Genomic DNA, 24,924 nt, shown 5'->3' with positions numbered 1-24,924 from the left:
TGCGCCGACCGGCTCCGGTCGGTGTCACAGTGCAACACCCTAGCCAGCAGGGGCGACGTCGGCGACGCAGATGACGCAGGTTGTGGAGAAACCCAACCATCCCTGGGGACGGCACAGCGGTTCTCCACAGCCTGCCGCAGGTCGCTGTTCTGTGATGCTCCTGATGCCTAGGCTGAAGCTTTCAACCATGATCCGGACGCCGCTGAGGAGGACCGATGTCGATGTCGCTGACCGTGGTGCGCGCTCCCGGTGCACTGTCAGAGGCGCGATGGCGCGAGTTGCGCGATCAGTCCCCCGGACACGGCGTACATGACATCCGCCTGCGTGTCGACGGCACCTCTCAGCCCTCCGGTGCGCAGCTCGCCGAAGCACTGGCCACCTGGATGGGTCGCTGCGACGCTCCGGTGACCGGTGTCGTCGACGGCATCCCGTTGGCGTCTCTGCCTCGAGGGGCCCGCCAGATCCATCCGGGAATGGTCGTGGTGCTCCATCCTGGCAACACGCCTCCCGCGGGCCCGGGACATGGGTCCCTCGCTGCACAGCCCGGCGGAGCCGCACCCGCGCTGCAGCTGTGTCTCGACGAAGGGCCCGACGCTGGGCGGCTGGTGCCCCTGCTGCGGGGCCGGTACACCGTCGGGCGAGGCTCGGTCGACATCGCCGTGGCGGATCCGGACATCGCGCGGGAACACTGTGTGATCGATGTCGGCGAGCGCGCCGTCACTGTGTCCTCGCCCGATCAGCCACAGGGCGGGAGAGGCGCTGTCCGTTGGAGCGACTCTGAGCCGCTGCAGGTGGGGGACTCGACGTTGCGCCTGCTCACCGACGGTCCGCCTCCGGCGTCTCAGGGCAGCTGGCCGCCCCCGCCGGTGGCGGTCGACGAGGACCCTCCCGAAGGCAAGCACCGGATGATGCTCGTGATGGCCTGCGTCCCCCTGCTCGTCGGGATCGTCCTGGTCCTGGTCACCGGCATGTGGTTCTTCCTCCTGTTCTCCGCGGTCTCCGCGCTGGTGGCCGCGGCGACAGTCGTCGACGCTGCCCGCCGTCGTCGGAAGTTCCGGGCGGCCGTCGACGCCGCCGCCGGCCGTTGGGCCGATCGCAGTGACGCGCTCCTGGACACCCCGGGCGACCTCATCAGGCGCCTGCGTGAGCCTCCGGGGCTCAGCCCCGGCCCGGCGAGCGCGGCACCACACGACGCGGCGAACCCGTCGGCTGCGGCCCGGGCCCAGGACTCGGCAGCGGCCCGTCGTGTCCCGGTGGTCCGTCTGGGGCACGGCATCACGCGCCCCGCCGTCGACACCCCAGCCTCGACACGACGGGTCGACGCCGTGTCGGTGCACAGCGGGGTGGGAGCCCCACTGCGCCCTGGAGAGGTGGTCCACCTGGCCGGTCCGAGGCGACTGACTCGTCGTCTCCTGCGCTGGTTCCTGGCCCAGCTGGTCATCCGCCCTCGTCCGCACAGACCCGAGATCCACCTTCTCGCGGAGCCGTCGCAGTGGCCTCGTGTCCTCCTCGACGACCACGGAGTGGGTCTGACTCCCGGCGAGCAGGCCGACGTCGCGGACCTGCCCACAGTCGGTGGCCCTGCAGTGCTGCTCGTGGACGTTCCCGTGCCCACGGAGCTCATCGACGCGGCTCTCCTCGACGGCTGGTGCGTGGTCCACGTCGACGAGCCTCCGGGACCGTACCCGGCCGGGGAGGTCCCCGGCTGGGAGATCGACCTGACCACCCGGAACCTGCGTCGAGTCGCCGACGCCGCGCCGGCCTCCGCCGCCGACGAACCCTCAGACCGGTCCACGGATGACGCTGACCCGACGCTGACCGCCGGAGCCCACGACCTGGTGGCCGACGGGGTCTCCCGCCAGACCCTGGACCAGCTGCTGCGTCTGGCGCTGCCTCGAGGCGGCCCCATCGAGGGCACCGGGCAGGTCCCGGAGCGGCTCGAGATGCCGCTTCCCGCCGACCTGATGTCCCGCAGCGCCTCGACCTCCCTGACGTCGGTCCTGGGACGCAGCGCCACTGGTGAGGAGCACCTGGATCTGGTGGAGGACGGTCCCCACATCCTGCTGGCAGGGACCTCGGGGTCGGGGAAGTCCGAGCTGCTCAAGGCTCTGCTGCTCGGCTGGGCCGCCCGGTACAGTCCCACAGAGCTGTCCTTGGTGCTCTTCGACTTCAAAGGTGGCGCGACCTTCCAGCATCTGACCGAGCTGGAGCACTCACTGGCCCTGATCACCGATCTCTCGCAGGCGCAGGCGGAGCGCACGTTGGAAGGCATCCGTTCCGAGCTGGTGCGTCGGGAGTGGCTCTTCCTCGACGCCGGGGCCGGAGACTATCCCGAGTACCGGCGGCTGCGGCCGGATGACCCGTTGGCGAGGATCCTGGTGGTCATCGACGAGTTCCGGATCTTCTCCCACGAACTGCCCGAGACGATGGACGAGCTCATGCGCCTGGCCACGCTCGGCCGCTCCCTGGGCCTGCACCTGGTGCTGTCCACCCAACGCCCTCAGGGAGTCGTCACCGCAGACATCCGGGCAAACATCGGCAGCATCGTCACCCTGAGGCTGCGCAGCGAGGACGAATCACGGGACCTCGTCGGGACGGTGGAGGCAGGCAGGATCCCCCGGAACCTCCCCGGCCGGGGGATCCTGCGCCGCCCCGGAGACGAGCCCGTGGTCTTCCAGACCGGGCTGCTCTCCACCGCCGAAGCCCCAGTGGCCCTCCGACCGGCAGACCACCGGCCGCTGTCCCGGACGGTGTCGGCCACAGGGGCCTCCGCCCTCGACGTCGTCGCCGCCCTGGGCCGGGCCGTCGACGCCGGAGGGCTGACCCGCCGGCACACTCCCCTGCTGCCGTCTCTGCCGGAGACCATCGACGCCGACGCCGCCCGTGGCGGCCGTTCGGGGCCGCCTGCCCTGGGGAGACTGGACCTTCCGGCCGAGCAGGATCAGGTCCCGCTGCTGTGGTCCCCCCGGCAGGACGGCAGTCTGGGCCTCATCGGCGAAGGCGGCTCCGGTGGGCGGGAGGCCGTGGCGGCCCTGGCCGCGCAGCTGCTGCGGCCACCGTCGCCGGCCGACGCCCCAGCGTGGCAGGTCCACCTCCTCGACGGCGACCGCTCGCTGCAGACCTTCGCCGCGGACGCCCGCGTGGCGAGCCTGCTGACGGACGAGGACATGCCGGAGGTCGTCCACCTGCTGCAACTGCTGGTCGACGAGCTCACCTCCCGGCGCACCGACCCGTCCCTCCGCACCACCGAGGTCCCCGAGATCGTCGTGCTGGTCAGCGGCTACCCTCAGTGGCATCAGTCCCTTCAGGGCCCCAGCGGGGGCATGCTGGAACACCTGCTGGGGACGCTGATCAGCGACGGTGCCGACGTCGGGATCTCCGTGCTGCTCTCCGGGGGGCGCGAGCTGGCGAGCGGACGGGTGGGCTCACGGCTGCCCCGCCGGATCTACCTGCCGCACGGCGTCTCGCAGGACACCCAGATGCTCTGGCCCCGTCTGCGTCCGGTGGACCCTCTCCCCGGCCGCGGGGTGCTGATCAGTCCCGGGCACCCTTCCCCCGGCGTGGAGGTCCAGTTGGCGTCCTCACCCACCTCTGCGGAGACGGATCCCGCCGATGAGGGGGCCCCTGGCGCCGTCGACACGCCGAGCGTCTCGGTCCGGCCGCTGCCCCAGAAGGTCCGCCTCCACGATCTGCTGTCCTCAGCTCAGGAGCACCGGTCTCCCGACGCACCCGGGGATCCGGTGATCGGCGTCGCTCAGTTCACCCAGGCCCCGGTCCTCTGGAGGCGGGGTCCCGCCACGCTGGTCCTCGGAGCCCCGGGCACCGGTCGGTCGACGTGCCTGGAGGTCCTGCGCCAGGTGCTGCCGGACGCGACGCTGCTCTCTCCGCAAGGAACCTGGACTGAGGAGCCGGAGACCACGACCGTGCTGCTGGACGATGCAGACCAGCTCGATGCTCAGCGGCATCGCAGCGTCGATCGCTGGATCCAGTCCGGGATCCAGGTGGTCGGCGCCGCACAGCCGAGCGGGTCTCTGTACTCGCAGATACCGTGGTCGCATCATGCACGGTCGGCCCCCGGGAACATCCTGCTCAGCCCGACGCATCGGTCGCAGGGAGACTTCTTCGCCACGAGCGTGCCGGTGCTGGATCGGCCCATCCCCGGACGGGCGGTGCAGCTGCGAGCGGAGGGGCCCCGCATGATCCAGTGGGCCCTCCCCGGATGATCGTCGGCGCAGCTCTGCTCCTGGAGGGAACATCCAGGGACCATGGAGGTCTCCACGATAAGGATGGAGTCATGTTCAGTTCTTCCCGCAGCTCTGCAGCACTGGTCGCGATCGCCGTCTCGGCGAGTCTTCTGGCCGGGTGCGGCTCCCCCATCGACGAGGACGCCGCCGCACCCGAGGACACCGAGGGCGAGGCGCCCACACCGTCGAACGAACCGTCGGCGGAGAACCCTTACGACGCCGACGACGTCGACCTGTCCACCGATGTCGCGCTGCGGGCGGTCAATACGGCGCTCGGCGAAGACGGCGGCATGGCCGTGGGTTTCGACAAGGAGACCGACGAGGAAGCCGGGATGGAGGTGCAGCTGCTGGTGGACGGCCAGGACCTGCAGACCGTCGTGGTCGACCAGGAGGGCGCCTCCGAGGTGGACAGCCGGGACTCCGGTGAGGCCGAGGACTGGATGCAGGAGGCGGCGGAAGAGGTCCAGGTCCCGCTGCTGCGCGCCCTGCAGATCGCCCAGACGGAGTCCACCGGGGTGATCCTTGCCGCCGAGCTGGAGACCCGCGACGATGACCTGCTGGTGTGGAACGTCACCATCGAGGGCGCCGCCTCGGAGAACACGGTGATCATCGACGCCCGCAACAGCGCCATCGTGCCGGTCGGGGACAACCCGGTGGAGGACAACAACATCGGCGGAGATCCTGACACGCTCGACGATGACGAGTCCGACTGAGGATCCTCCGGCTACGGCGTCGCCGGCTGCCGCGTCGCCGGCTCGGCTCTCCACGAGTCGGTTCTCATCGAGATCTCACCGATCTCTCATGGCCTTCTCATCTGGGGTTCTGAGAATGATGGTCATGCAGCACGACAACATCCTGTCGGCCCCGAGCACCGCGCGGGCCGGCTCCTTGAAGGAGAACACCATGACCCGAACCCTGTCCCGCCCCACCGCCACCGCCCTGTCGGTCACAGCTCTGGCTTCCCTGGCACTGACCTCCTGCGGCCTTGATGACACGCTCGACACCTCCGCTGACGGGGAGCCCAGCACCGCGGTGACGATCAGCGCCGACGACGCGGCTCACGACGACGCGGCCGCTTCGGAGGACGGCTCGGCCGATGCAGGCGGCTCCGAGAGCTCACGCCCGGAGCACGACGCCCCAGCCGAGGGTGAAGGCACGGACCCGAGCGACGACACCGCGACGGACGCCGCCGCGGAGACCTCCCCCGCGGACTCCGACGACCACCCGCTGTACGGGGGCCTGGAGACGGTCCAGGCCGAGTACCCGGAGGGCGTGGTCTTCGAGGTGGAGTCCGATGACGGCCGCTATGAGTGGCACGTGCTCGTGGACGGCATCGAGCGAGAGGTGCACACCGACAAGTCCAGTCTGGAGATCGTCTACACCGAGGACGACGACGCCCCGGACAGCGACGACCTGCGAGAGATCGACTCGACCGAGATCGATATCGCCGAGGCTTTCCGGATCGTCGAAGACCGGGTCGGCGACCCCTCCGGCGCCTTCGTCGACGAGGCGCAGCTCGACTCCGAGTCGGGCACCGTCGTCTGGGAGATCGAACTCGACAACGGCCAGGAGATCGCTGTGGACGTCGTCACCGGCGACCTGGTCCAGGTGGACGACTGAACCGACCCGCCTGAGTCCCCGGTGCCGTAGACTGGACGAGCTCGAATCAGTCGCACGATCAGGGGACGCAGGAGGTGGCCGCGTGGACGCCGTCGCTGGCGAAGACGCCCAGGAACCTCAGGACGCCGCCCCTCCGGCACGGGACCTCACCGGCACGTCGCCCAAGGCGAAGGCGTGGCGCACGTTCCTGGAGACCTCCGCCATCGTCAGCAAGACGATGGAGAAGGGCCTCCACGCCGCCACCGGTCTTCGGCTCTCGGACTACAACCTGCTGCTGGTCCTCGCCGAGGCGGAGGGCAACCAGCTGCGCATGGGGGAACTCGCCGAGCGGATGATCTTCTCGCCGTCACGCCTGTCCTACCAGGCGAAGTCGCTGCAGACCCGGGGGCTCATCACTCGATGCGCCGACCCCAGCGATCGGCGCGGCATGACGGCCCAGCTCACCGACGAGGGACGGCGGGTCTTCCGGGACGCTTCACAGGTCCACGCCCGGCACATCCGGCAGATCTTCCATGAGACGCTCGACGACGACGAGGCCCTCGCCCTGCAGCGCACCTGCATGAAACTGCTGCAGACCGCCCAGGACACCGAGCTGACCTGAACTCCTGCGGCAGCACCCTGCGCCGGACGCCAGACGTCCCGTCGCCCCAGCGCCGACGCCTGTGAATCACCCGACGTCGCGCGCCAGGACCACCTCGACCGAATCGGCCTTCTCCTGCAGCGCCGGAACATCCTGCAGGCAGGCCTGCACGCTGGCCAGCGCCAGGCGGGCATCAACGGCGTCCACACCCGGCTCCAGCACCACACCGATGCTCAGCTCGGGTCCGCTGCCGCCGCCGGCCACGGGCGCTCCGGAGGCCGTCGCGGTGGCCACACCTTTCCCCGGCGCCACGACCAGCCGCACCACGCCCAGGCACTGGTCCACCACGTCCTGCAAGGCATCAGCCACCTGCGGGTCGCGGTAGGACGGCGTCCACAGCCGGCCCTGAGCCAAGGCCGCCACGGCCGGGCTGCGCACCACGAAGGTGAGCTCCGCCCCTGGATCCAGGACGACGAGCTCGGCTCCCTCAGCCAGCGCGGCCAGCATGACGCGCTCCGCTTCGGCGGCCACCGGGCGCGCTTCGGCGTGCCAGGCGGTCATCGACTCCACTGAGCTGAACACCGGCATGGTGGGACGCCCCGACGCCGAGGTGATCGTGACCAGGGCGATGTCCGCCTCCTTGTCCCCGGCCGGTCCGCCCGAGGGGGCATGACCGTGCTCGGCCACGGTGGCGATCACCGGTACGAAGAGGCGCTGACCCTGCAGGGACTCGACGAAGCCTGCCTCATCGAGGTCTCCGGCCAGCAGACGGTCCTGGGCCTCCTGGATCTGCGGGGCGATCAGCCCGTCGTCTCCGTCGAAGGTGTGCAGCGGGTTTCCCCCGCCGGAGAGGTCCCGCCCCTCCCAGGGGACGCCCGCCGAGTCCGCGGCTCGTCCGTCCGCCGAGCGGGCCTGCCGCTGCAGCAGCTTCGCGATGTGGGCCGGAAGCTCCCGACGGTCGGCGGCATCTGCGCCGTGGTGGTCGCCGTGGTGACTCATGCCGACGCGGCGGCCGCCTTCAGTGCCTCCGGGAAGGTGAACTTTCCAGCATAGAGGGCCTTGCCCATGATGGCACCCTCCACGCCGTGGGAGACCATCTGCGCCAGGGCGGAGACGTCCTCCAGCGACGAGATCCCGCCGGAGGCCACCACGGGCTTGGCGGTGCGGCGGCAGACCTCGGCCAGCAGCGCGGTGTTCGGTCCACGGAGGGTCCCGTCCTTGGTCACGTCGGTGACCACGTAGCGCGGACACCCGGCATCCTCCAGTCGTTCCAGGACCTCCCAGAGGTTGCCGCCCTCCTTGGTCCAGCCGCGGGCCGCGAGCGTCTCCCCCCGGACGTCGAGCCCCACCGCGATGGCCTCTCCGTGGCGTTCGATCGCCCGGGCGGTCCACTCCGGATCCTCCAGTGCGGCGGTGCCCAGGTTCACGCGGGTCGCCCCGAACTCCAGAGCGCGGTCGAGAGACTCATCGTCCCGAATACCGCCGGAGAGCTCGATCTTGATGTCCAGCTCGCGGACCACTCGGGCCAGGACCTCGCGGTTGTGGCCGCGACCGAAGGCGGCGTCGAGGTCCACCAGGTGGATCCACTCGGCGCCGTCCTGCTGCCAGGTCAGCGCCGCGTCCAGCGGGTCGCCGTAGCTGGTCTCGGAGCCGGCCTCGCCCTGCACCAGACGAACGGCCTGACCGTCGGCGACGTCGACGGCGGGCAGCAGCTCCAGGGCGGGCACGGTGGCGATCTCGGGGGCGTTCTCAGCCATGGGGTCGGGTCTCTCTTCCTGGGACAGGGTCGGGTCGGTGGTCAGCGGATCGGGGCCATGGCGGCCGGCCCGGGCTCTCAGAGGCTGTCGATCCAGTTCTTCAGCAGCTGCATGCCGGCGTCGCCGGACTTCTCCGGGTGGAACTGCGTGGCCGACAGGGGTCCGTTCTCCACCGCGGCGATGAAGTCCGCGCCGTGGTGGGACCAGGTCACCTTCGGCGCAGCCATCGATTCGACGGTCTGGTCGAAGTCCCAGGACTGCACCGCGTAGGAGTGCACGAAGTAGAACCGCTCATCCTCGATGCCGTCGAACAGCACGGTGCCCTCGGGGGCCCGGACCGTGTTCCACCCCATGTGCGGCACCACGACGTCGTCCGGCAGAGCGGTCACCTCACCAGGCCACTCCCCCATGCCGTCGGCCGCGATGCCGTGCTCCACTCCACGTTCGAAGAGGATCTGGTGCCCCACGCAGATGCCCAGCACGGGTCGGCCTCCGGCGATGCGGCGTCCGATCCAGCGTGGCCCGTCGATCGCCGTCAGCGCGTCCATCACAGCGGCGAAGGCTCCGACCCCGGGAACCACCAGGCCGGCGGCCTCCTGGATCCGGACCGTCTCGCGGGTCAGAGTCACCTGGGCACCGGCACGCTCCAGGGCACGGACGGCCGAGTGGACGTTGCCGGAGCCGTAGTCAAGGACGACGACGTCGGGCTTGGCCATCAGAGCGCTCCCTTCGTGGAGGGGATGCCCTCCACCCGCGGGTCCGATTCGACGGCGGCGCGCAGCGCACGGGCGAAGGCTTTGAACTGGGCCTCGACGATGTGGTGCGGGTCGCGGCCCGCCAACACGCGCATGTGCAGGCAGATGCCGGCGTGATAGGTGATGGCCTCGAAGGCGTGGCGCGTCATGGAGCCGGTGAAGTGACCGCCGATCAGGTGATACTGCTGCCCCTCCGGCTCGCCGGAGTGCACGAGGTAGGGACGTCCGGAGACGTCGACGACGGCGTGCGCCAGGGCCTCGTCGAGCGGGACGGTCGCCTCTCCGAAACGGCGGATTCCGGCCTTGTCACCCAGCGCGGTGCGCAGCACCTCGCCGAGGACGATCGAGGTGTCCTCCACCGTGTGATGCACATCGATGTGGGTGTCCCCGGTCGACTCGACCGTCAGATCGATCAGCGAATGCTTCGCCAGAGCGGTGAGCATGTGGTCGAAGAACGGCACCGTGGTGGAGATCTCCGAGGTGCCTGTTCCATCGAGGTCCATGCGCACGCGCACGCTGGACTCGGAAGTGACTCGTTCCATCTGGGCCGCGCGGCCCGAGATCAGTTCTGCTCCCATGGCTCCTGCTCGTGGGTACGGGGTGAAGGGTCTGATGACGCCGTGGACCAGTCTACGCACCGGCCTTCACGGCGTTCAGCGGCCTCGGGCGGAGTCTCAGCGGCCGAGATGCCGAGCCAGGGACTCCAGGAAGGCGGTGGTCTCCTCCTCGGTGCCCGCGGTGACCCGCAGGTGGCCGGGGATGCCGACATCGCGGATGAGGATGCCGTCGTCCAGCAGATGCTGCCACGCGGCCTTCTCGTCCTCGAGCCCGCCGAAGAACACGAAGTTCGCGTCTGACGGGGCGGGGCTGAGCCCGTACCGCGTCAACGTGTCGACGATGCGGTCACGCTGAGTCTTGATCCGCTCCACATTGGCCATCAGCGCCTCGCTGTGATCCAGGGCCGCCTCGGCCGCGGCCTGGGTGATCGCCGACAGGTGGTAGGGCAGGCGCACCAGCCGCAGCGCGTCGGTGACCTCCTCGGCCGCGGCCAGGTAACCCAGCCTCCCGCCCGCCAGGGCGAAGGCCTTGGACATGGTGCGGGAGACGATGAGCCGTTCACGCCCGGGCAGGAGCTCCAGCGCGGACGGAGTGCCGCTCTGCCGGAACTCGCCGTAGGCCTCGTCGACGACCACCATGGTGCCACCCTCGACGGCGGCATCGTAGGCCGCCTCGACGACGTCGAGCCCCAGCGCCGTGCCCGTGGGATTGTTCGGCGAGCAGAGGATGACCACGTCAGGCCGGTGCTCTCGGATCTGCCGGGCCACGTCCTCCGCGCCCTGGGTGAAGTCCTCGCCCCGGGTCCCTGCGATGTACCGGCTGTAGGTGCCTCGCGCATAGAGGGGGTACATCGAATAGGTGGGAGGGAAGGCCATCACGGAGCGACCCGGACCGGCGAAGGCCTGCAGGATGTGCTGCATGATCTCATTGGAGCCGTTGGCCGCCCAGATGTGCTCGGCGGTCAGCCCATGGGCCAGGTACTCGGCGAGCTTCTCCCGCAGACGGGTGAACTCCCGATCCGGGTATCGATTCAGCGTCTGAGCCGCATGCCTGACTTCCTTGGTGATGGCGTCCACGACATCAGCGGGGACGTCATAGGTGGTCTCGTTGACGTTGAGCATGGCCCACACCGGCAGCTGCGGCGCGCCGTAGGGCTCCTGGCCGCGCAGCTCCTCGCGGAGCGGCAGGCGCGCCAGGCGCTCTGATCTGCTGAGGCCGGCCGTCGACGTGGATCCGCCGACGCCGTTCTGGGGAGGAATCACGCGTCCATCCTACTCATCGGAGCCGTGGCGCTGCGGCGCCGTCACGGCGCTCCCGTCCCACCGCGTCATCTCTGTCCTGCTCCGACCTGCTCCGTCCCGCTCGGCTCTGATCGCCCACGGAGCCGCGAGTGATCTCCGCCGGAGCAGAACGCGTCCACCGGGCGCGACCTCAGTCCGCCACCGGAACGTACAGCGTCTGCCCGGGATGGATCTCGGAGCTGGTCAGATCATTGAGCTCAGCGATCTGCGTGATCAGCACCTGGGTGTCCTCCCCGGTACCCAGGCCCGAGGCCACGCTCCAGAGGGTGTCCCCGGGTGCCACCGTGACTTCGACAGCGGCGACTCCCGGCGCCCCATGGCTGGTGGCCTGCGCCATGTTGACGAAGCTGCCCACCAAGAGCGCCACGCCCACCAAGGCGGCGACGAGCAGCGTCAGCGCGGGAACCCCGAGGATCACCAGGCGGCCCCGCCGGGTGAGGTTGAGACGTCCTGGTGCACCGGCGGAAGAGGCGACGTAGGCCTGTCCGGCCGCGGAGGTGGTGAAGGAGGTGTGCGAGTGACGCATGGGGAAGAACCTCTCTCGTGCGGAATCTCGTCTCGGCATGGATTCGAAGATGTGTTCTATTTCTAGCACAGATGTTCGACCGGGCACCAGACATGCGTTCGAATATGCTGGTCTCGGCCGTCCGGATCCCGTAGCCTGAGACACATGTTCGAACCGAGTTTCGGATGCGATGTTCGACCGGATGTCCATGCAGGAGATTCCACCAGGACCCTCTGACATGACGAGCGGACGACGGGACCAGACCCTGCGGAGAGAGGCGTGAGAGATGGCCGTGGACAAGCGACCAGCCGAGGATTCCCAGCCGACGGAGACACCGGGGGACGCCGCGCCCCGGCTCACCGACCGGCAGCGCGGCATCGTCGACGTCATCCAGGAGGCCCTCGCAGAGCGTGGATACCCCCCGTCGATGCGTGAGATCGGCGACGCCTGCGGGCTCGCCTCGCTGTCCTCTGTGACGCATCAGCTCGCCCGCCTGCAGCAGATGGGCTACCTGCGTCGGGTGCCCGGCAAGCCGCGCGCCATGGAAGTCATCCGTGATTCCTCAGGCCGCCTCATCGCTGCGGACGTCCCGGACGAGCCGGCGTTCCCTCCCCCGAGCTCTTCCCCGGCACGTCAGGCCTCCGATGACGGTGCGGTCGTCGATCTCGACGCCTACCGCGAGCAGACGGACAGCCGGACGACCGACATTCCGGTGGTCGGTCGCATCGCTGCAGGTGGTCCCATCCTGGCCGAGCAGCAGGTCGAGGACGTCATGCCGCTGCCTCGCCAGCTCACCGGCGAAGGTGAGCTGTTCATGCTCCAGGTACGCGGCGACTCGATGATCGAGGCCGGCATCTTCGAGGACGACTGGGTGGTGGTGCGTCGCCAGCACACGGCCGAGAACGGAGACATCGTCGCCGCCCTGCTCGATGATGAGGCGACCGTGAAGACTCTCCGGCGGCGCGACGGGCATCAGTGGCTGCTCCCGCAGAACCGCAGCTATGAGCCGATCCTCGGGGATCAGGCCACCATCATGGGCAAGGTCGTCACCGTACTGCGGAGCCTCTGAGCCACGCAGCCTCGAGACCAGGCACCCTCACGGCCCCCAGCGCCGCCCGGAGACCATCCGGCAGGCCCGCACAGAAGGAGGGGCGCCGACCGCACGGTCGGCGCCCCTCCTTCTGTGTCCTTCTGCGCACGAGGACGCCGGTCAGGCGCTCGGATCGAGCCCCTGGCCGGCGAGCCGCCGCAGTGCCCCTCGCGCGACGTCTCCGTCGACAGTGGGCCAGAACTCCGGCATGGACTTCTTCAGGAAGCCGCCGTACCGTGCGGTGGCCAGGCGAGAGTCCAGGATCGCCAGCACGCCCCGGTCCTCGGCGCTGCGGATCAGTCGCCCAGCCCCCTGAGCCAGCCGGGTGGCGGCGTGCGTGGCCGCGACCTGCATGAAGCCGTTTCCACCGTTGCGCGCCACTTCCTGGGTGCGGGCGCTCATCAGCGGATCGTCGGGTCGGGGGAACGGGATGCGGTCGATCGCCACCAGTCGGCACGATCGGCCCGGGACGTCCACCCCCTGCCAGAGGCTCATCGTCCCGAACAGACAGGACTCTTCATCCTCGGCGAACTGGCGGACCAGGGCCGACATGGTGGCGTCACCCTGACACAGAATCGGCACCTCCAGGCGTTCCCGCAGCTCCTCGGCGGCCTCTTCAGCGGCGCGGCGCGAGGAGAACAGGGCCAGCGTCGCGCCCCGTGACGCCTCGATGAGCCCGGCGAGCTCGTCCCGCTGCCGATCAGCGGTCTTCAAGGACGGCGCGGGGAGGTCCTTGGCCACATAGAGCACGCCCTGCTTCGGGTAGTCGAAAGGGCTGCCGACGTCGATGGCGTCCCAGGCGGGGGCATTCTCCCCGCCCAGCCCGAGTGACCCCGCCACCGGGTCGAAGCTGTCGCCGATGGTCAGCGTGGCGGAGGTGAGCACCACCGTGCGCTCTCCGAAGAGGCCCTCCCGCAGGCGACCCGCCACCGACGTCGGTGCGACGTTCAGGATCGGCGGCTCCGTGATGTCTGCCTCGCGGTATCCCACGCCCGGGCTGAAGCTGCCCGGGCGGGTCAGCCAGATGACGTCCGGCGTCTCCCGGGAGTTCAGCATGCGCTCAGCGGTCTCCTGCACCGCCTGGACCCGTGCCCGTGCGGTGGAGCGTCCGGTGTCGGCCTCGGCCTCGCCGGACGGCTTGCTGTCAGACAGCGCGGTGCGGGCGGCGTTGCGGGTGATCTCCAACGCCTGGCTCTGCTGGGCGTCCAGGCCGCGTGCCAGCAGCCCCGACTCCTTGCCGTGGAAGGCAGCGTCGACGGCGATGGCCGCCGCCTGCAGGTCCTCGCCGCTGAGCGCGGTGTGACGCCGCAGCGTGGCCGCGGCCGTCTGGATCATCTGGACGGAGAGCTGTGCTGTGACCGCCGAGGTGACGCGATCAGCCAGCTCATGGGCCTCATCGATGATCACCGCGTCGTGCTCGGGCAGCACCTGCAGCCCCTCGAAGGCGTCGATGGCCAGCATGGCGTGGTTGGTGACCACGATGTCGGCCTCCTGAGCCTGCTCCCGCGCAAGCTCGGAGAAGCACTCAGCCGCCATGGGGCACTTCCGCGGACCGATGCAGTCGACGGCATTGACGGAGACCTGACGCCACGCCTTGTCCGAGACGCCCTCAGGCAGGTCGTCTCGGTCTCCCGTGGAGGTCTCTTCGGCCCATTCGCGCAGCCGCACGATCTCACGCCCCAGCCGTGAACCCGGTTCCGGCACGGAGTCCACGGCAGGCTCGTCGCCGAAGGAGAAGAGCGCCTGCTCGTCGTCCTGGTCGGGGAACCCGCCGTCCAGCTTGTGCCGGCACAGGTAGTTTGCCCGTCCCTTGACCAGGGCGATGGAGACCTCCTCCTCCAGCTCCTCCCCCAGATGGTCCAACAGTCGGGGCAGATCACGGCCCATGATCTGTGCCTGCAGCGCCAACGTCGCGGTGGAGATCAGCACCGGACGGTCCGCCTCCAACGCGTGCACCACAGCGGGCACCAGGTAGGCCAGCGACTTGCCGGTCCCGGTGCCCGCCTGCACGAGCAGGTGACGACGCCGGCGCAGGGCGTGGCTCACGTGCCGTGCCATGTCCATCTGCCCTTCGCGGTGCACGCCGCCCATCGCGGAGACCACATGATCCAGCAGCTCCGTGGAGCGCAGGTGCCCGGTGGACTGTGTCGTCGGCGCCTCCGGACTCACGCGGCGCCCGGCTCGTCGGTCGCCGCGGAGGCACCGCCGATGACATGCTCCTGCAGCTCCGCGGCGAGACTCGGGCGCACCTTCACGCTCATGCGCGTGCCCTCAGCCAGGTACTCGGTGCTCAGAATCTCCGCATCCGCCTCATGCAGTCGAGAGACCACGTCTCCTGCTGCATACGGCACCAGCAGCTCCAGGGACACGTCCGGCCGCGGGATCGACTCGCTGATCAGCTGCCGCAGCTCATCGATGCCCTGACCCGTGTGGGCCGAGACCAGCACGGTCCGCGGCTCGCGCCGTCGGATGCGGTCGACGACGACGTCGTCAGCCATGTCTGCCTTGTTCAGCACGATGATCTCGGGGACCTCGTGGGCGTCCACCTCGGCAAGCACGGTGCGCACCGCGCTGATCTGGCTCTCCGGCTCAGGATGCGAGGCATCGACCACGTGGAGGATCAGGTCGGCGTCGGCGACCTCCTCCAGCGTGGAGCGGAACGCCTCCACCAGCTGAGTGGGCAGCTGACGCACGAACCCGACCGTGTCCGAGAGCGTGTAGCCGATGCCGTCCGGCGTCACGGCCTTGCGGGTGGTGGGGTCCAGGGTGGCGAACAGGGCGTTCTCCACCATCACGCCGGCATCGGTGAGCCGGTTCAGCAGGGACGACTTGCCGGCGTTGGTGTAGCCGGCGATCGCCACCGACGGCACGGCATGCCGCTTCCGGTTGGCGCGCTTCGCCTCACGGGCCGGCTTCATGCCAGCGATCTGTTTGCGCAGCTTGGCCATGCGCGTGTTGATGCGGCGCCGGTCCAGCTCGATCTTGGTCTCACCGGGTCCGCGAGAGCCCATGCCGGCCCCGGCGCCGCCGACCTGACCACCGGCCTGCCGGGACATCGACTCGCCCCAGCCGCGGAGACGCGGCAGGAGGTATTCCAGCTGGGCGAGCTCCACCTGCGCCTTGCCCTCCCGAGACTTGGCATGCTGGGCGAAGATGTCCAGGATCAGGCCGGTGCGGTCGATGACCTTGACCTTGACGATGTCCTCGAGGCCACGACGCTGCGAGGGGGCGAGCTCGGAGTCGACGACGACGGTGTCCGCGCCCAGTTCGGCGACGGCCTGACGGATCTCCTCTGCCTTGCCGGAGCCGAAGAATGTCCCCGGGTCCGGGGTGGAGCGGCGCTGGACGAAGCCGTCCAGGACGGTGGAACCCGCGGTCTCCGCCAGTGCGGCGAGCTCCCGCAGCGAGTGTTCCGCCTCGGCGATGGGGCCCTCAGTCCACAGTCCTGCCAGCACGACGCGTTCGAGGCGCAGCTGGCGATACTCGACCTCAGTGACGTCTTCGAGCTCCGTCGAGAGACCCTCGACGCGGCGCAGCGACCGGCGCTCGAGCAGGTCGAACTGGTCGCCGTCGGCCTCGGTGTGCTCGGTCCTCAGATCGGAGAGCTCACGGGCCTGTTCCTCCAGCACGGAGCGGCGGCGCCGCTCCGCATCCTGGTCCTCGCGTCGATGCCCAGGGTCGGCGACGAAGCGGGTCCGCCCCGAGCGGGCGACCGTCTCGGCGCGTGCCTGGTCGGCGGCCAGGATCCGTTCGATGGTGGCGTCCACGGATGCCTGGTCCCCGCTCTCGGCCGCCGAGCCGGAGCCCGCCTGGTCCTGGGGCTGCAGGTCCTCGTCGCCCGTGCTGGGTGTGATGCTGTCATGGTGCGTGTTCGTCATAGTCTCCTCAAGGGGATCGCCGGTCAGCGGCGGATCCCGCGATGCCGGATCTCGGCTCCGGCGCACCCTCGTCAGAGGGTCCTTCCATCCTACGGCGCGGCCGTGCAGGGGCACTAGCGACCAGTGCCATCTGTGGACGACGAGGCCGTGGTCGCTTCGCAGGGCAGCCGTCGTCGTGGAGGCGTCTCAGTGGAAGGGTCGCCCGGACCGGGCCGCCCGGCGGGTTCGCCTGCGGCGGGCCGACCACGGGGACGGCTGGTGGGGCGCGGATTCGAGAGGTGGTGGTCCCGGGCCGTCGCGACGGAGCTCGCCGAGGGGCCGGGCGGATGATCATGCTGGCGGATGGTCGCGGGCTGGGCCGACTGTCCGCGTCAGCGCAGAGTGCCGGGTCGTCCGCGTGCTCGACCGTGGGCGGCCAGGCCGCCTCTCACGGGAGCATCAGAGGTAGATAATCCACATGGTGCTCCATTCTACGGGTTCTGACGGTGGACAGCGAATCCTGGACCGTGCAGGAGATAGCATCGACGGGTGAGCTCACAGCACTACTTCTCCTCCGCACCCTCGGGCCCCCTGAAGCGGCGCGAGATCGACGTCGATCTGGCAGGCCGTGCCGTCTCGGTGGTCACCGCCGGCGGCATCTTCTCTCCCGAGGGCATCGACAAGGGCACCGCCGTACTGCTCAAGCACGTCCCGGACCCTGCTCCCGCAGGGCATCTGCTGGACATCGGCTGCGGGTGGGGGCCGATCGCCCTGACGATGGCGCTCCGCTCGCCGGAGGCGGCCGTCTGGGCTGTGGACGTCAACGAGCGGGCCCGTGAGCTGTGCGCGGAGAACGCGCGGCGGCTCGGGCTGGACAACGTGGAGGTCCTCTCCCCTGACCAGGTGCCCGCGGGCGTCCGGTTCGACACCATCTGGTCCAATCCCCCGATCAGGGTGGGCAAGGCCGTGCTGCACGAACTGCTGGAGCTGTGGCTTCCCCGGCTGGCCGATGATGCCGAAGCCTGGCTGGTCGTGCAGAAGAACCTCGGCGCCGATTCGCTGCTGACCTGGATCCGTTCGATGCTGGCCGCCGTGGGCGACGACTTCGACGCGGACCGGCCAGAGACGGATAAGGGGTTCCGCCTCCTGCGGGTGACGCGGACCGGCGGCTGAGCCTTCCCGTGAGCGCTCATCCTTCTCGCTCCCCCGCGTCCCGAGTCCGCACGATCAGATGATGGTGCCGCGGTAGACGTTCTCTGCCGGGCCCGAGAGCTCCACGTCCTCCGCCCCGTCGGCACGGGAGAGGAAGCGCACACGCAGCCGCCCTCCGGGGACCTGGACGGTCCAGGTGTCGACGCCGTCCTCGGCCGCCCAGACCCGCACGGCGGCGGCCGCCGCACATGCACCGGTGCCGCAGGACAGCGTCTCTCCCACGCCGCGCTCGTGGACGCGCAGGCGGACCTGTCCCTCGCCGTCGACGACGAGAGGATCGGCCGGCACGACGAACTCCACATTGGTCCCGTCCGGCGGCACCGGGTCCACCTGGGGCGCCTGGTTCAGGTCCAGGTCCTCGAGCGCCTGCTCCGCGGACAGTGCGACGACCGTGTGCGGGTTGCCCATCGAGATGCTCAGCGCGGGCCGCGGGTCGGTGAGCCCCTGGGCGATGACCAACGAGTCGGAGGCGTTGGAGCTGGCGAGTTCGGGATCCAGGAAAGACCAGATGCCCATGCCGATGGCATAGCCCTCCGGGACACGTCGTACGGTCCGCGCTCCGGCCCGCGTCACCACCGGCAGCTGCTCCTCCTCCTCGAGCTGGACGAGGTCCTCGGAGACCAGGAAATGAGCGAACGCCCGCACACCGTTGCCGCACATCTCGGCCACTGTGCCGTCGGCATTCCAGTAGTCCATGAACCACAGGTCCTCGCCGCCATGCGCCGAGAGGTCTTCATCAGCGGCAGCGATGTCGCGCGCCTCCGCGACGTGCCGGACCGGGACGGCGCGGATGAGCCCGTCGCCGCCGACGCCCAGGTGCCGGTCGCACAGGGCCTTCACCACCTCGGGTGTGATGTGCCGTGTGCCGTCAGGGTCCGCGAACATCACGAAGTCGTTGCCTGTGGCGTGGGCCTTGGTGAAGGGGGCGCCACGCAGCGCGTCGAGGGCGGAGAGGTGGTGGGCCACAGGGGCTGCCTTCCTGAAGGGGTGGGGGGGGGTGAGATGCGGCGGGTGCGCTGCAGGCTGCAACTGCGCTGCAGGCTACAACGTCAGGAGGACTCCGGTCCTTCCCGCAGCGCGGGCTCAGCCTGGTCGGCGAGGGATCCGGCGACGTCGTCGGCCTCCAGGTCCACGGGAAGCCAGCGGATCCGTGGATCGGCGCGGAACCAGGTGTCCTGACGTTTGGCGAAACGACGGGTGGCCACGGTGGTGTCCTCCACCGCCTCCTCCTGGCTGATCCTGCCGTCGAGCACGTCGAGGAACTGCTGGTAGCCGATGGCCCGCGAGGCGGTGCGGCCCTCGCGGAGGCCTCGATCCTCCAGCGCCCGGACCTCCTCGAGGAGACCGTGGGCGGCCATCTCCTCGACGCGGGCGGCGATGCGGGACTGCAAGGTCTCCCGGGGAAGGCTGAGGCCCAGCTGGACCACCGGCTCCACCGTGGGCTCGTGGATCCGTCGCGGCATGAAGGAGGAGAAGGTCCGCCCGGTGATGGAGACGACCTCCAACGCGCGCACCAGCCGACGGTCGTCCTTGATGACGGCGGCCGACTCCGGGTCTGCCCGGCGCAGCTCCTCCCGCAGCGCGCCCGCACCCTCGTCCTCCAGCCGTTGGGTGAGCCGGCTGCGCACTCCCGGCTCGGTGGGCGGAAACTCGATGGCGTCGACGACGGCGCGCACGTAGAGCCCGGAGCCCCCGACGAGGATGGGTGTGCGGCCGCGCGACCGGATCTCACGGACCAGTTCCCGCGCCCGGTCCCGATAGACGGCCACGGAGGCCTCCTCGGTGACGTCGAGGACGTCGAGCAGGTGGTGCGGGACTCCGCGCCGCTGGTCCGCCGTCACCTTGGCGGTGCCGATGTCCATGCCGCGGTAGAGCTGCATCGAGTCGGCGTTGATGACCTCACCGTCGAGCCGACGGGCGAGCTCCACGCCGAGGGCGGACTTCCCGGTGGCGGTCGCCCCAACGACAGCGATCAACGGCGGACGGGAGGAACTCGCCACCGGCTCAACCGTCCGAGCGCAGCGTCGGCATGCCCAGGGAGACAGCCCCGGGCTGGGCGCCTCCGACCTGGGTGGTGCCGACTCCGCAGGATTCTGCCTGCGCACGATCCCACGCGTCGCCGGCCCGGGACCGGCGCAGATGGTACTCCTGGGCGGAGGCGGGATCGGCGAGCAGGTGGTGGGATCCGGCGTCGGTGATCGTCACGGAGACGAAGTCCCCTGGGCGGGGCGACTCGGCACCTGCGGGGACCGAGAAGTGCACCAGCCGGTTGTCCGCTGCGCGGCCCGAGAGGCGGCCGGTCTCCGACCCCTTGGTCCCGGCGTCGGCGGTGACCAGCAGCTCCTGCGTGGTGCCGATCTGGCGCTGGTTCTCCTCCGCGGTGATCCGATTCTGCAGCTCCACGAGTCGCTCGAAGCGTTCCTGGACGACCGCCTTGGGGATCTGGTCCTCCATGGTCGCCGCCGGCGTGCCCGGCCGCGGCGAGTACTGGAAGGTGAACGCCGAGGAGAAGCGAGAGGCCTCGACCACCCGCAGCGTGTCCTCGAAGTCCTTCTCGGTCTCCCCGGGGAAGCCCACGATGATGTCGGTGGTGACCGAGGCATGGGGCATGCGCTCCCGCACCTTGTCGAGGATGCCCAGGAACTTCTTCGAGCGGTAGGACCGTCGCATGGCCTTCAGCACGGTGTCGGAACCGGACTGCAGGGGCATGTGGAGCTGCGGCATCACATTGGGAGTCTCGGCCATGGCCTCGATGACGTCGTCGGTGAAGGAGGCCGGGTGCGGGCTGGTGAACCGGACCCGCTCCAGGCCGTCGATGTCACCGCAGGCACGCAGAAGCTTCGCAAAGGCCCCACGGTCTCCGAACTCGACTCCGTAGGTGTTGACGTTCTGCCCCAGCAGGGTGACCTCCACAGCGCCGTCGGCGACGAGCGCCTGGACTTCGGCGAGGATGTCGCCAGGGCGCCGGTCACGTTCCTTCCCCCGCAGCGAGGGAACGATGCAGAACGTGCACGTGTTGTTGCATCCCACGGAGATCGACACCCAGCCGGAGTAGACGGCGTCCCTCTTGGTGGGCAACGTGGAGGGGAAGGTCTCCAACGACTCGAGGATCTCGATCTCGGCGTCCTGATTGTGGCGCGAACGCTCCAGCAGAGTAGGCAGCGAGCCGATGTTGTGGGTGCCGAAGACGACGTCCACCCAGGGCGCCTTCTCCAGCACCGTGTTCTGGTCCTTCTGCGCCAGACAGCCGCCGACGGCGATCTGCATGCCCGCGTGCTCCCGCTTGGTGCCGCGCAGCATGCCGAGGTGTCCATAGAGTTTGTTGTCCGCGTTCTCCCGCACGGCACAGGTGTTGAAGACCACCAGATCCGGGGTGGCGTCCTCTTCCGCCGCCACGTAGCCGGCATCCTCCAGCAGCCCGGAGATGCGCTCAGAGTCATGGACGTTCATCTGGCAGCCGAACGTGCGGACCTCATAGGTGCGGCTCTGGGATGCCAGGTCCAGGCCCGCATCCACAGCAGAAGCCGTTGCGGAGCCTCGTGCCGGGTGGGCGGGGTCGGTGCGGTCCAACGTCGTCTCGGTCATGGTCACGCTCGCAGATCTCACGGGGGCGGTCTCGGACTCGGGCGCGGTCTTGAGCCGCGGTGCCGGTCAATTCTACGCGTCCAGGCAATCTGCTGCGGCCAGACGTCGGTGCTGCGGCTCAGCCACTGCCCCTCGAGACACGAGCGCCGCCTTCAGGACATCCCCTCGGCAGTGTGCTCCTCCAGTGCCTCACGCACCAGCTGGAAGGCCGCCCCGGGGCTGTGTCCTCGGCGAGCCAGCATCGAGACGAGGCGACGAGTCTGACGGTCCCGCTCCTTCCGGGCGGCGGCGTCATGGCCGGCAGGCAGAGCGACCCCGCGCAGCCTCTTGCCGATCAGCTCCCGGGCCATCGCATCCTCGTCCGCGACACTGAGCTGCTCGAGGGCCTCCTCGGCGAGTGCCTCCGCGATGCCGCGATCCTTCAGCTCACGCCGCAGGGCGGCACGCCCGAGGCCGCGCGTCTCATGCCTGGTCCGCACCCACATGCGTGCGAATGCGGCGTCGTCGATGAGCTGGACCTCCTCGAGACGGTCCAGGACCGCCCCGATGACGCTCTCGGAGAATCCCTTCTCTCGCAGAGTCTCCGAGAGCTGGTGGCGGCTCTTGGCCGAGCCGGTGAGCTTGCGCAGCACCACAGCGCGTGCCCGCTCGTGGTCATCGTCTCTGGGACCATCGCCGCCGATCGCGCCTACGGGCTCTGCTGACGGGGTTGTCTCTGCTGACGGAGTTGTCTCCGCCGGTGGGGATGACGCTGCCGGCGGGTTCGGCTCCGCCGTACCCGCCTGAGCCGAACCCGCCTGATCGGGCCATCGCGGCGCGACGGGAGCATCGGAGGACACGTCCGCGGACGAGACGGGGGCGTCGCCAGGCCCCTCCTGAAAGAGGGTCGAGGTCGTCCCCCCCGTCTCGAGGCGCGTCAGCTCCTTCCGCAGTGACGCGATGGTGTCCTCACGGGAGGCACGGGTCGGGTCCGGGCTCGCGGGGTCTGAGCTCGCAGGGTGTGGGCTGACAGGGTCCGGGCTGGCGTTCATCGGCCAGGATCAGGCGGGACCGTCGACGGCCTTCAGGGCCGGCCCGTCCTCGTCGGCGTCCGGGGCGATGATGCCGAGCTTCTGCTTGATGCGTCGCTCGATCTCATCGGCAAGATCCGGATTGTCCTTGAGGAACTGCCGCGCCTTCTCTTTGCCCTGACCGAGCTGGTCGCCGTCGTAGGTGAACCAGGCTCCGGACTTCTTGACCAGTCCGTTCTCCACGCCGACGTCGATCAGGCCTCCTTCGCGAGAGATCCCCTCGCCGTAGAGGATGTCGAACTCGGCCTGCTTGAAGGGCGGGGCCATCTTGTTCTTCACGATCTTGGCGCGCGTCCGGTTGCCCACCGCATTGGTGCCCTCCTTGAGGGTCTCGATGCGGCGCACGTCCACCCGGACAGAGGCGTAGAACTTCAGCGCCTTGCCTCCTGAGGTGGTCTCCGGGGAGCCGAAGAAGACTCCGACCTTCTCACGCAGCTGGTTGATGAAGATCGCGGTCGTCTTCGTCTGGGCCAGGCGTCCGGTGATCTTGCGCAGCGCCTGCGACATCAGACGGGCCTGGAGCCCGACGTGGCTGTCCCCCATCTCACCCTCGATCTCAGCGCGCGGCACCAGCGCCGCCACCGAGTCGATGACGACGATGTCCAGGGATCCGGAGGAGACCAGCATGTCCATGATCTCCAGCGCCTGCTCGCCGGTGTCCGGCTGGGAGACCAGCAGCGCGTCCGTGTCCACTCCGAGCTTGGCCGCGTAGGTCGGGTCCAGCGCATGCTCCGCGTCGATGAACGCCGCGATGCCGCCGTTCTTCTGCGCATTGGCCACCGCGTGGAGTGCGACCGTGGTCTTTCCGGAGGATTCCGGACCGTAGATCTCCACGACACGACCGCGAGGGAAGCCCCCGATGCCGAGCGCGGCATCCATCGAGATGGAGGAGGTGGAGATGGTCTCGATCGGCGCCCGGGTCTCGTCCCCCAGGCGCATCACCGAGCCCTTGCCGTACTGCTTGTCGATCTGGGCCAGGGCGGCTTCGAGAGCCTTCTCCCGGTCGGGGCTGACTGCCATGGTTCACCTCTGTGACGTCGTCTGTGCTGATGGACTCGCACCTGTGCGGTGCTGACTTCTCTGACACTACGCACCACCTCTGACACATCCGAGACGGTCAAGCCATCCTGTGGACGGCCAGGCGTGGCGCTCGTCGTCTGCAGCACCTTCTGTGGAGAACACTACCGCACTGCATCGAACACAGCTTCGAACTCGGCGCGCGTGTCGGTCCTCGCTGTGAGGTCGTCCGGAGGCCGCCGCGCGGTCACCCTCGGGACCGCTCCACGCTCAGCGCTTGGGCGGAAGGTCCCGGCCCAGGCGCCGTGAGGCGGGCACGTCCTGCTGATCGCAGACCGCTTCCCACACGTCACGAGGGCTGACGCCGGCGTCGAGGGCCTGCAGCGCCGTCTTCTGATAGTCGCTGAGCACCAGCGAACCGGCCAGCACATGGGCATACCCGGAGCCGAACTCCTCCTCCATGAGGAACCAGAATCTGCTCAGCCGCATGGGCGCGTCCTCTCCGTCGGCGCAGGGGCCGGCCAGGTCATGTCATGTCGAACGGGCGTCACCCGTCTCCAGCCCGGCAGCCGCGGGGCCGTGGCTCGGCACAGCACAGCCCCGCACAGTGCAATCCGGAACAGTGCGATCCGGAACAGTGCAGTCGGGATCAGTGCAGTCCGGATCCGATCAGTCCGGGGAGGCGGGAGACGCGACGTCGTCGCCCTCCGACTCCTCAGCACTGGCGGCGGCGGATGCACCGGCACCAGTGGGATCCAGCTCCGCATAGGTTCGGTTGAGCTTGGCCACCAGGGAATACAGCGTCTCGATCTCGTCCTCGCTCCAGGACTGGAGCATCGTCAGATAACGCTCGGCGCGCTCCTGCTGGGCGGCCTCGAGGCGGCGGCGGCCCTCGGAGGTGAGCGTGATGGTCTGAGCTCGGCCGTCGGCGGGATCCGTCTCCTTGCTCACCCATCCGCGGGACACCAGCGTCGTCAGCTGGCGGGACAGCGTCGGCTTGCCGATCCCCAGATACCGTGCGATCGACGTCATCCGGGCCGGGCCCTCGTTCTGCAGAGTGGCCAGCACGGAGTAGGAGGCGGGCTCGATCTCCGGGTCGATCCTTCGGGCCAGCTGCAGGGCGTTGAACCGGCGTCGTACGAAGAGCCGGTTGAACTCCCGCTCCAGCTCTCGGACCAGGGCAGGGCGGTCGGGCGTATCCATGCGCCTCAGTCTAAGGGGTGGAGAGCCGGATCACGGACCCGGGCGCGCGAGAAGACACGAGAGGGCCGCCCCGGGGCGGGGCGGCCCTCTCGGCTGTCAGGGGAGGCTCAGCCGCAGGTGCGGGCGAACTCCTCGTGGGTGAACTCCTCGGGGATGCCGTCGGGCACCACCCCGTGACCGAACTCCCGCTGGAACTCGGTGGGCACGGTGTCCGGCACGTGCAGCCCTTCCGCGACGGCGACCCGCTCGGCCACCTGACCAAGCATCGCCGACAGCGGCACGTCCAAGGCGGCGCAGATCGACGCCAACAGCTCAGACGACGCCTCCTTCTGGCCGCGCTCGACCTCGGACAGGTAGCCCAGCGAGACCCGCGCGCCGTGCGAGACATCGCGCAGCGTGCGGCCTTCGGCCTGGCGGATGCTGCGCAGGACATCGCCGATCTCCTGACGCAGGACCACAGCCTTGGCCTCCTTGGACTCAGCGGCCGGGGCGGCGTCGACGTCCAGGTCTTTCCAACGGGTGACGCCGTTGACGGTGACTGGCTGTCTCACCATGGGCTTTCTCCTTCGT

General features: G+C 69.6%; 22 protein-coding genes. 6 read left to right on the top strand and 16 right to left on the bottom strand.

Going from position 1 to position 24,924, the window contains the following annotated elements; all coding sequences use genetic code 11:
* The first annotated feature begins 215 nt into the window (after window positions 1–215).
* The 4 genes from Q7C18_RS01660 to Q7C18_RS01645 all read left to right on the top strand — a co-directional run bounded on the left by Q7C18_RS01660 (window position 216) and on the right by Q7C18_RS01645 (window position 6,465).
* A complete protein-coding gene (locus Q7C18_RS01660; RefSeq protein WP_311023812.1) occupies window positions 216–4,223 on the top strand; it encodes an FtsK/SpoIIIE domain-containing protein in 4,008 nt (1,335 codons plus the stop codon).
* 71 nt (window positions 4,224–4,294) lie between these two features.
* Window positions 4,295–4,957 (top strand): hypothetical protein, encoded by a 663-nt coding sequence (locus Q7C18_RS01655; RefSeq protein ID WP_311023811.1) that lies wholly within the window; start codon window positions 4,295–4,297, stop codon window positions 4,955–4,957.
* Window positions 4,958–5,147: 190 nt separating this feature from the next.
* Window positions 5,148–5,864: a PepSY domain-containing protein gene (locus Q7C18_RS01650; RefSeq protein WP_311023809.1), complete on the top strand. Its 717-nt coding sequence runs from the start codon at window positions 5,148–5,150 to the stop codon at window positions 5,862–5,864.
* Between the two features lie 82 nt (window positions 5,865–5,946).
* Window positions 5,947–6,465, top strand: a complete 519-nt coding sequence (locus Q7C18_RS01645; protein WP_083277420.1) for a MarR family winged helix-turn-helix transcriptional regulator — start codon at window positions 5,947–5,949, stop codon at window positions 6,463–6,465.
* 66 nt (window positions 6,466–6,531) lie between these two features.
* Here Q7C18_RS01645 and Q7C18_RS01640 read toward each other — a convergent pair whose 3' ends face one another.
* From Q7C18_RS01640 to Q7C18_RS01615, 6 genes are all read right to left on the bottom strand, one after another.
* Window positions 6,532–7,443, bottom strand: a complete 912-nt coding sequence (locus Q7C18_RS01640) for an SseB family protein (RefSeq protein ID WP_311023807.1) — start codon at window positions 7,441–7,443, stop codon at window positions 6,532–6,534.
* Entirely contained in the window at window positions 7,440–8,201 is a 762-nt protein-coding gene (gene priA / locus Q7C18_RS01635) for a bifunctional 1-(5-phosphoribosyl)-5-((5-phosphoribosylamino)methylideneamino)imidazole-4-carboxamide isomerase/phosphoribosylanthranilate isomerase PriA (RefSeq protein WP_311023805.1), read from the bottom strand. Before priA ends, Q7C18_RS01640 begins: the two co-directional genes overlap by 4 nt.
* Window positions 8,202–8,278: 77 nt before the next feature.
* Entirely contained in the window at window positions 8,279–8,917 is a 639-nt protein-coding gene (hisH, locus tag Q7C18_RS01630; protein ID WP_311023804.1) for an imidazole glycerol phosphate synthase subunit HisH, read from the bottom strand.
* The gene (hisB, locus tag Q7C18_RS01625; RefSeq protein WP_070159463.1) at window positions 8,917–9,534 is read right to left on the bottom strand and encodes an imidazoleglycerol-phosphate dehydratase HisB; all 618 of its coding nucleotides are present in this window, start codon (window positions 9,532–9,534) and stop codon (window positions 8,917–8,919) included. Before hisB ends, hisH begins: the two co-directional genes overlap by 1 nt.
* Before the next feature lie 96 nt (window positions 9,535–9,630).
* Window positions 9,631–10,776: a histidinol-phosphate transaminase gene (locus Q7C18_RS01620; RefSeq protein WP_396954318.1), complete on the bottom strand. Its 1,146-nt coding sequence runs from the start codon at window positions 10,774–10,776 to the stop codon at window positions 9,631–9,633.
* A gap of 169 nt (window positions 10,777–10,945) precedes the next feature.
* Window positions 10,946–11,341: a LysM peptidoglycan-binding domain-containing protein gene (locus Q7C18_RS01615; RefSeq protein ID WP_170922561.1), complete on the bottom strand. Its 396-nt coding sequence runs from the start codon at window positions 11,339–11,341 to the stop codon at window positions 10,946–10,948.
* A 355-nt stretch (window positions 11,342–11,696) separates the two neighbouring features.
* On the opposite strand from Q7C18_RS01615, the gene lexA reads away from it, so the two are divergent.
* A complete protein-coding gene (lexA, locus tag Q7C18_RS01610) occupies window positions 11,697–12,389 on the top strand; it encodes a transcriptional repressor LexA (protein ID WP_396954333.1) in 693 nt (230 codons plus the stop codon).
* 141 nt (window positions 12,390–12,530) lie between these two features.
* Here lexA and Q7C18_RS01605 read toward each other — a convergent pair whose 3' ends face one another.
* Together Q7C18_RS01605 and hflX are read right to left on the bottom strand one after the other, a co-directional pair.
* Window positions 12,531–14,579, bottom strand: a complete 2,049-nt coding sequence (locus tag Q7C18_RS01605; protein WP_070159466.1) for an ATP-dependent DNA helicase — start codon at window positions 14,577–14,579, stop codon at window positions 12,531–12,533.
* Complete coding sequence (hflX, locus tag Q7C18_RS01600) at window positions 14,576–16,288, bottom strand: GTPase HflX (protein ID WP_311023800.1); 1,713 nt, start codon at window positions 16,286–16,288, stop codon at window positions 14,576–14,578. The genes Q7C18_RS01605 and hflX overlap by 4 nt, the downstream gene beginning before the upstream one ends.
* 528 nt (window positions 16,289–16,816) lie before the next feature.
* Between hflX and Q7C18_RS01595 the strand changes: the two genes are divergently transcribed.
* Entirely contained in the window at window positions 16,817–17,440 is a 624-nt protein-coding gene (locus Q7C18_RS01595) for a methyltransferase (protein WP_311023799.1), read from the top strand.
* A gap of 54 nt (window positions 17,441–17,494) precedes the next feature.
* Here Q7C18_RS01595 and dapF read toward each other — a convergent pair whose 3' ends face one another.
* The 8 genes from dapF to Q7C18_RS01555 all read right to left on the bottom strand — a co-directional run bounded on the left by dapF (window position 17,495) and on the right by Q7C18_RS01555 (window position 24,908).
* Window positions 17,495–18,445 carry a diaminopimelate epimerase gene (gene dapF, locus Q7C18_RS01590; RefSeq protein ID WP_311023797.1) on the bottom strand — a complete coding sequence of 317 codons (951 nt, stop codon included), beginning with the start codon at window positions 18,443–18,445 and terminating at the stop codon, window positions 17,495–17,497.
* Between the two features lie 83 nt (window positions 18,446–18,528).
* Window positions 18,529–19,479 (bottom strand): tRNA (adenosine(37)-N6)-dimethylallyltransferase MiaA, encoded by a 951-nt coding sequence (gene miaA, locus Q7C18_RS01585; RefSeq protein WP_311023796.1) that lies wholly within the window; start codon window positions 19,477–19,479, stop codon window positions 18,529–18,531.
* A gap of 4 nt (window positions 19,480–19,483) precedes the next feature.
* Window positions 19,484–21,064, bottom strand: a complete 1,581-nt coding sequence (miaB, locus tag Q7C18_RS01580) for a tRNA (N6-isopentenyl adenosine(37)-C2)-methylthiotransferase MiaB (RefSeq protein WP_311024425.1) — start codon at window positions 21,062–21,064, stop codon at window positions 19,484–19,486.
* 152 nt (window positions 21,065–21,216) lie between these two features.
* Window positions 21,217–21,699: a regulatory protein RecX gene (locus tag Q7C18_RS01575; RefSeq protein ID WP_237089923.1), complete on the bottom strand. Its 483-nt coding sequence runs from the start codon at window positions 21,697–21,699 to the stop codon at window positions 21,217–21,219.
* A 405-nt stretch (window positions 21,700–22,104) separates the two neighbouring features.
* Window positions 22,105–23,154 carry a recombinase RecA gene (recA, locus tag Q7C18_RS01570; protein WP_070159473.1) on the bottom strand — a complete coding sequence of 350 codons (1,050 nt, stop codon included), beginning with the start codon at window positions 23,152–23,154 and terminating at the stop codon, window positions 22,105–22,107.
* Between the two features lie 267 nt (window positions 23,155–23,421).
* Window positions 23,422–23,640: a DUF3046 domain-containing protein gene (locus Q7C18_RS01565; protein ID WP_070159475.1), complete on the bottom strand. Its 219-nt coding sequence runs from the start codon at window positions 23,638–23,640 to the stop codon at window positions 23,422–23,424.
* 180 nt (window positions 23,641–23,820) lie between these two features.
* Entirely contained in the window at window positions 23,821–24,354 is a 534-nt protein-coding gene (locus tag Q7C18_RS01560) for a MarR family winged helix-turn-helix transcriptional regulator (protein ID WP_070159477.1), read from the bottom strand.
* A 107-nt stretch (window positions 24,355–24,461) separates the two neighbouring features.
* Window positions 24,462–24,908 carry a helix-turn-helix domain-containing protein gene (locus Q7C18_RS01555; RefSeq protein WP_070159479.1) on the bottom strand — a complete coding sequence of 149 codons (447 nt, stop codon included), beginning with the start codon at window positions 24,906–24,908 and terminating at the stop codon, window positions 24,462–24,464.
* Between the last annotated feature and the right edge of the window lie 16 nt (window positions 24,909–24,924).

This window comes from Nesterenkonia sp. CL21, assembly GCF_031705515.1.
In the GTDB taxonomy this organism is placed as follows: domain Bacteria; phylum Actinomycetota; class Actinomycetes; order Actinomycetales; family Micrococcaceae; genus Nesterenkonia; species Nesterenkonia aethiopica.
Note: the sequence above shows the minus strand (reverse complement) of the source record. Positions and strands in the feature narration are given on the sequence as shown.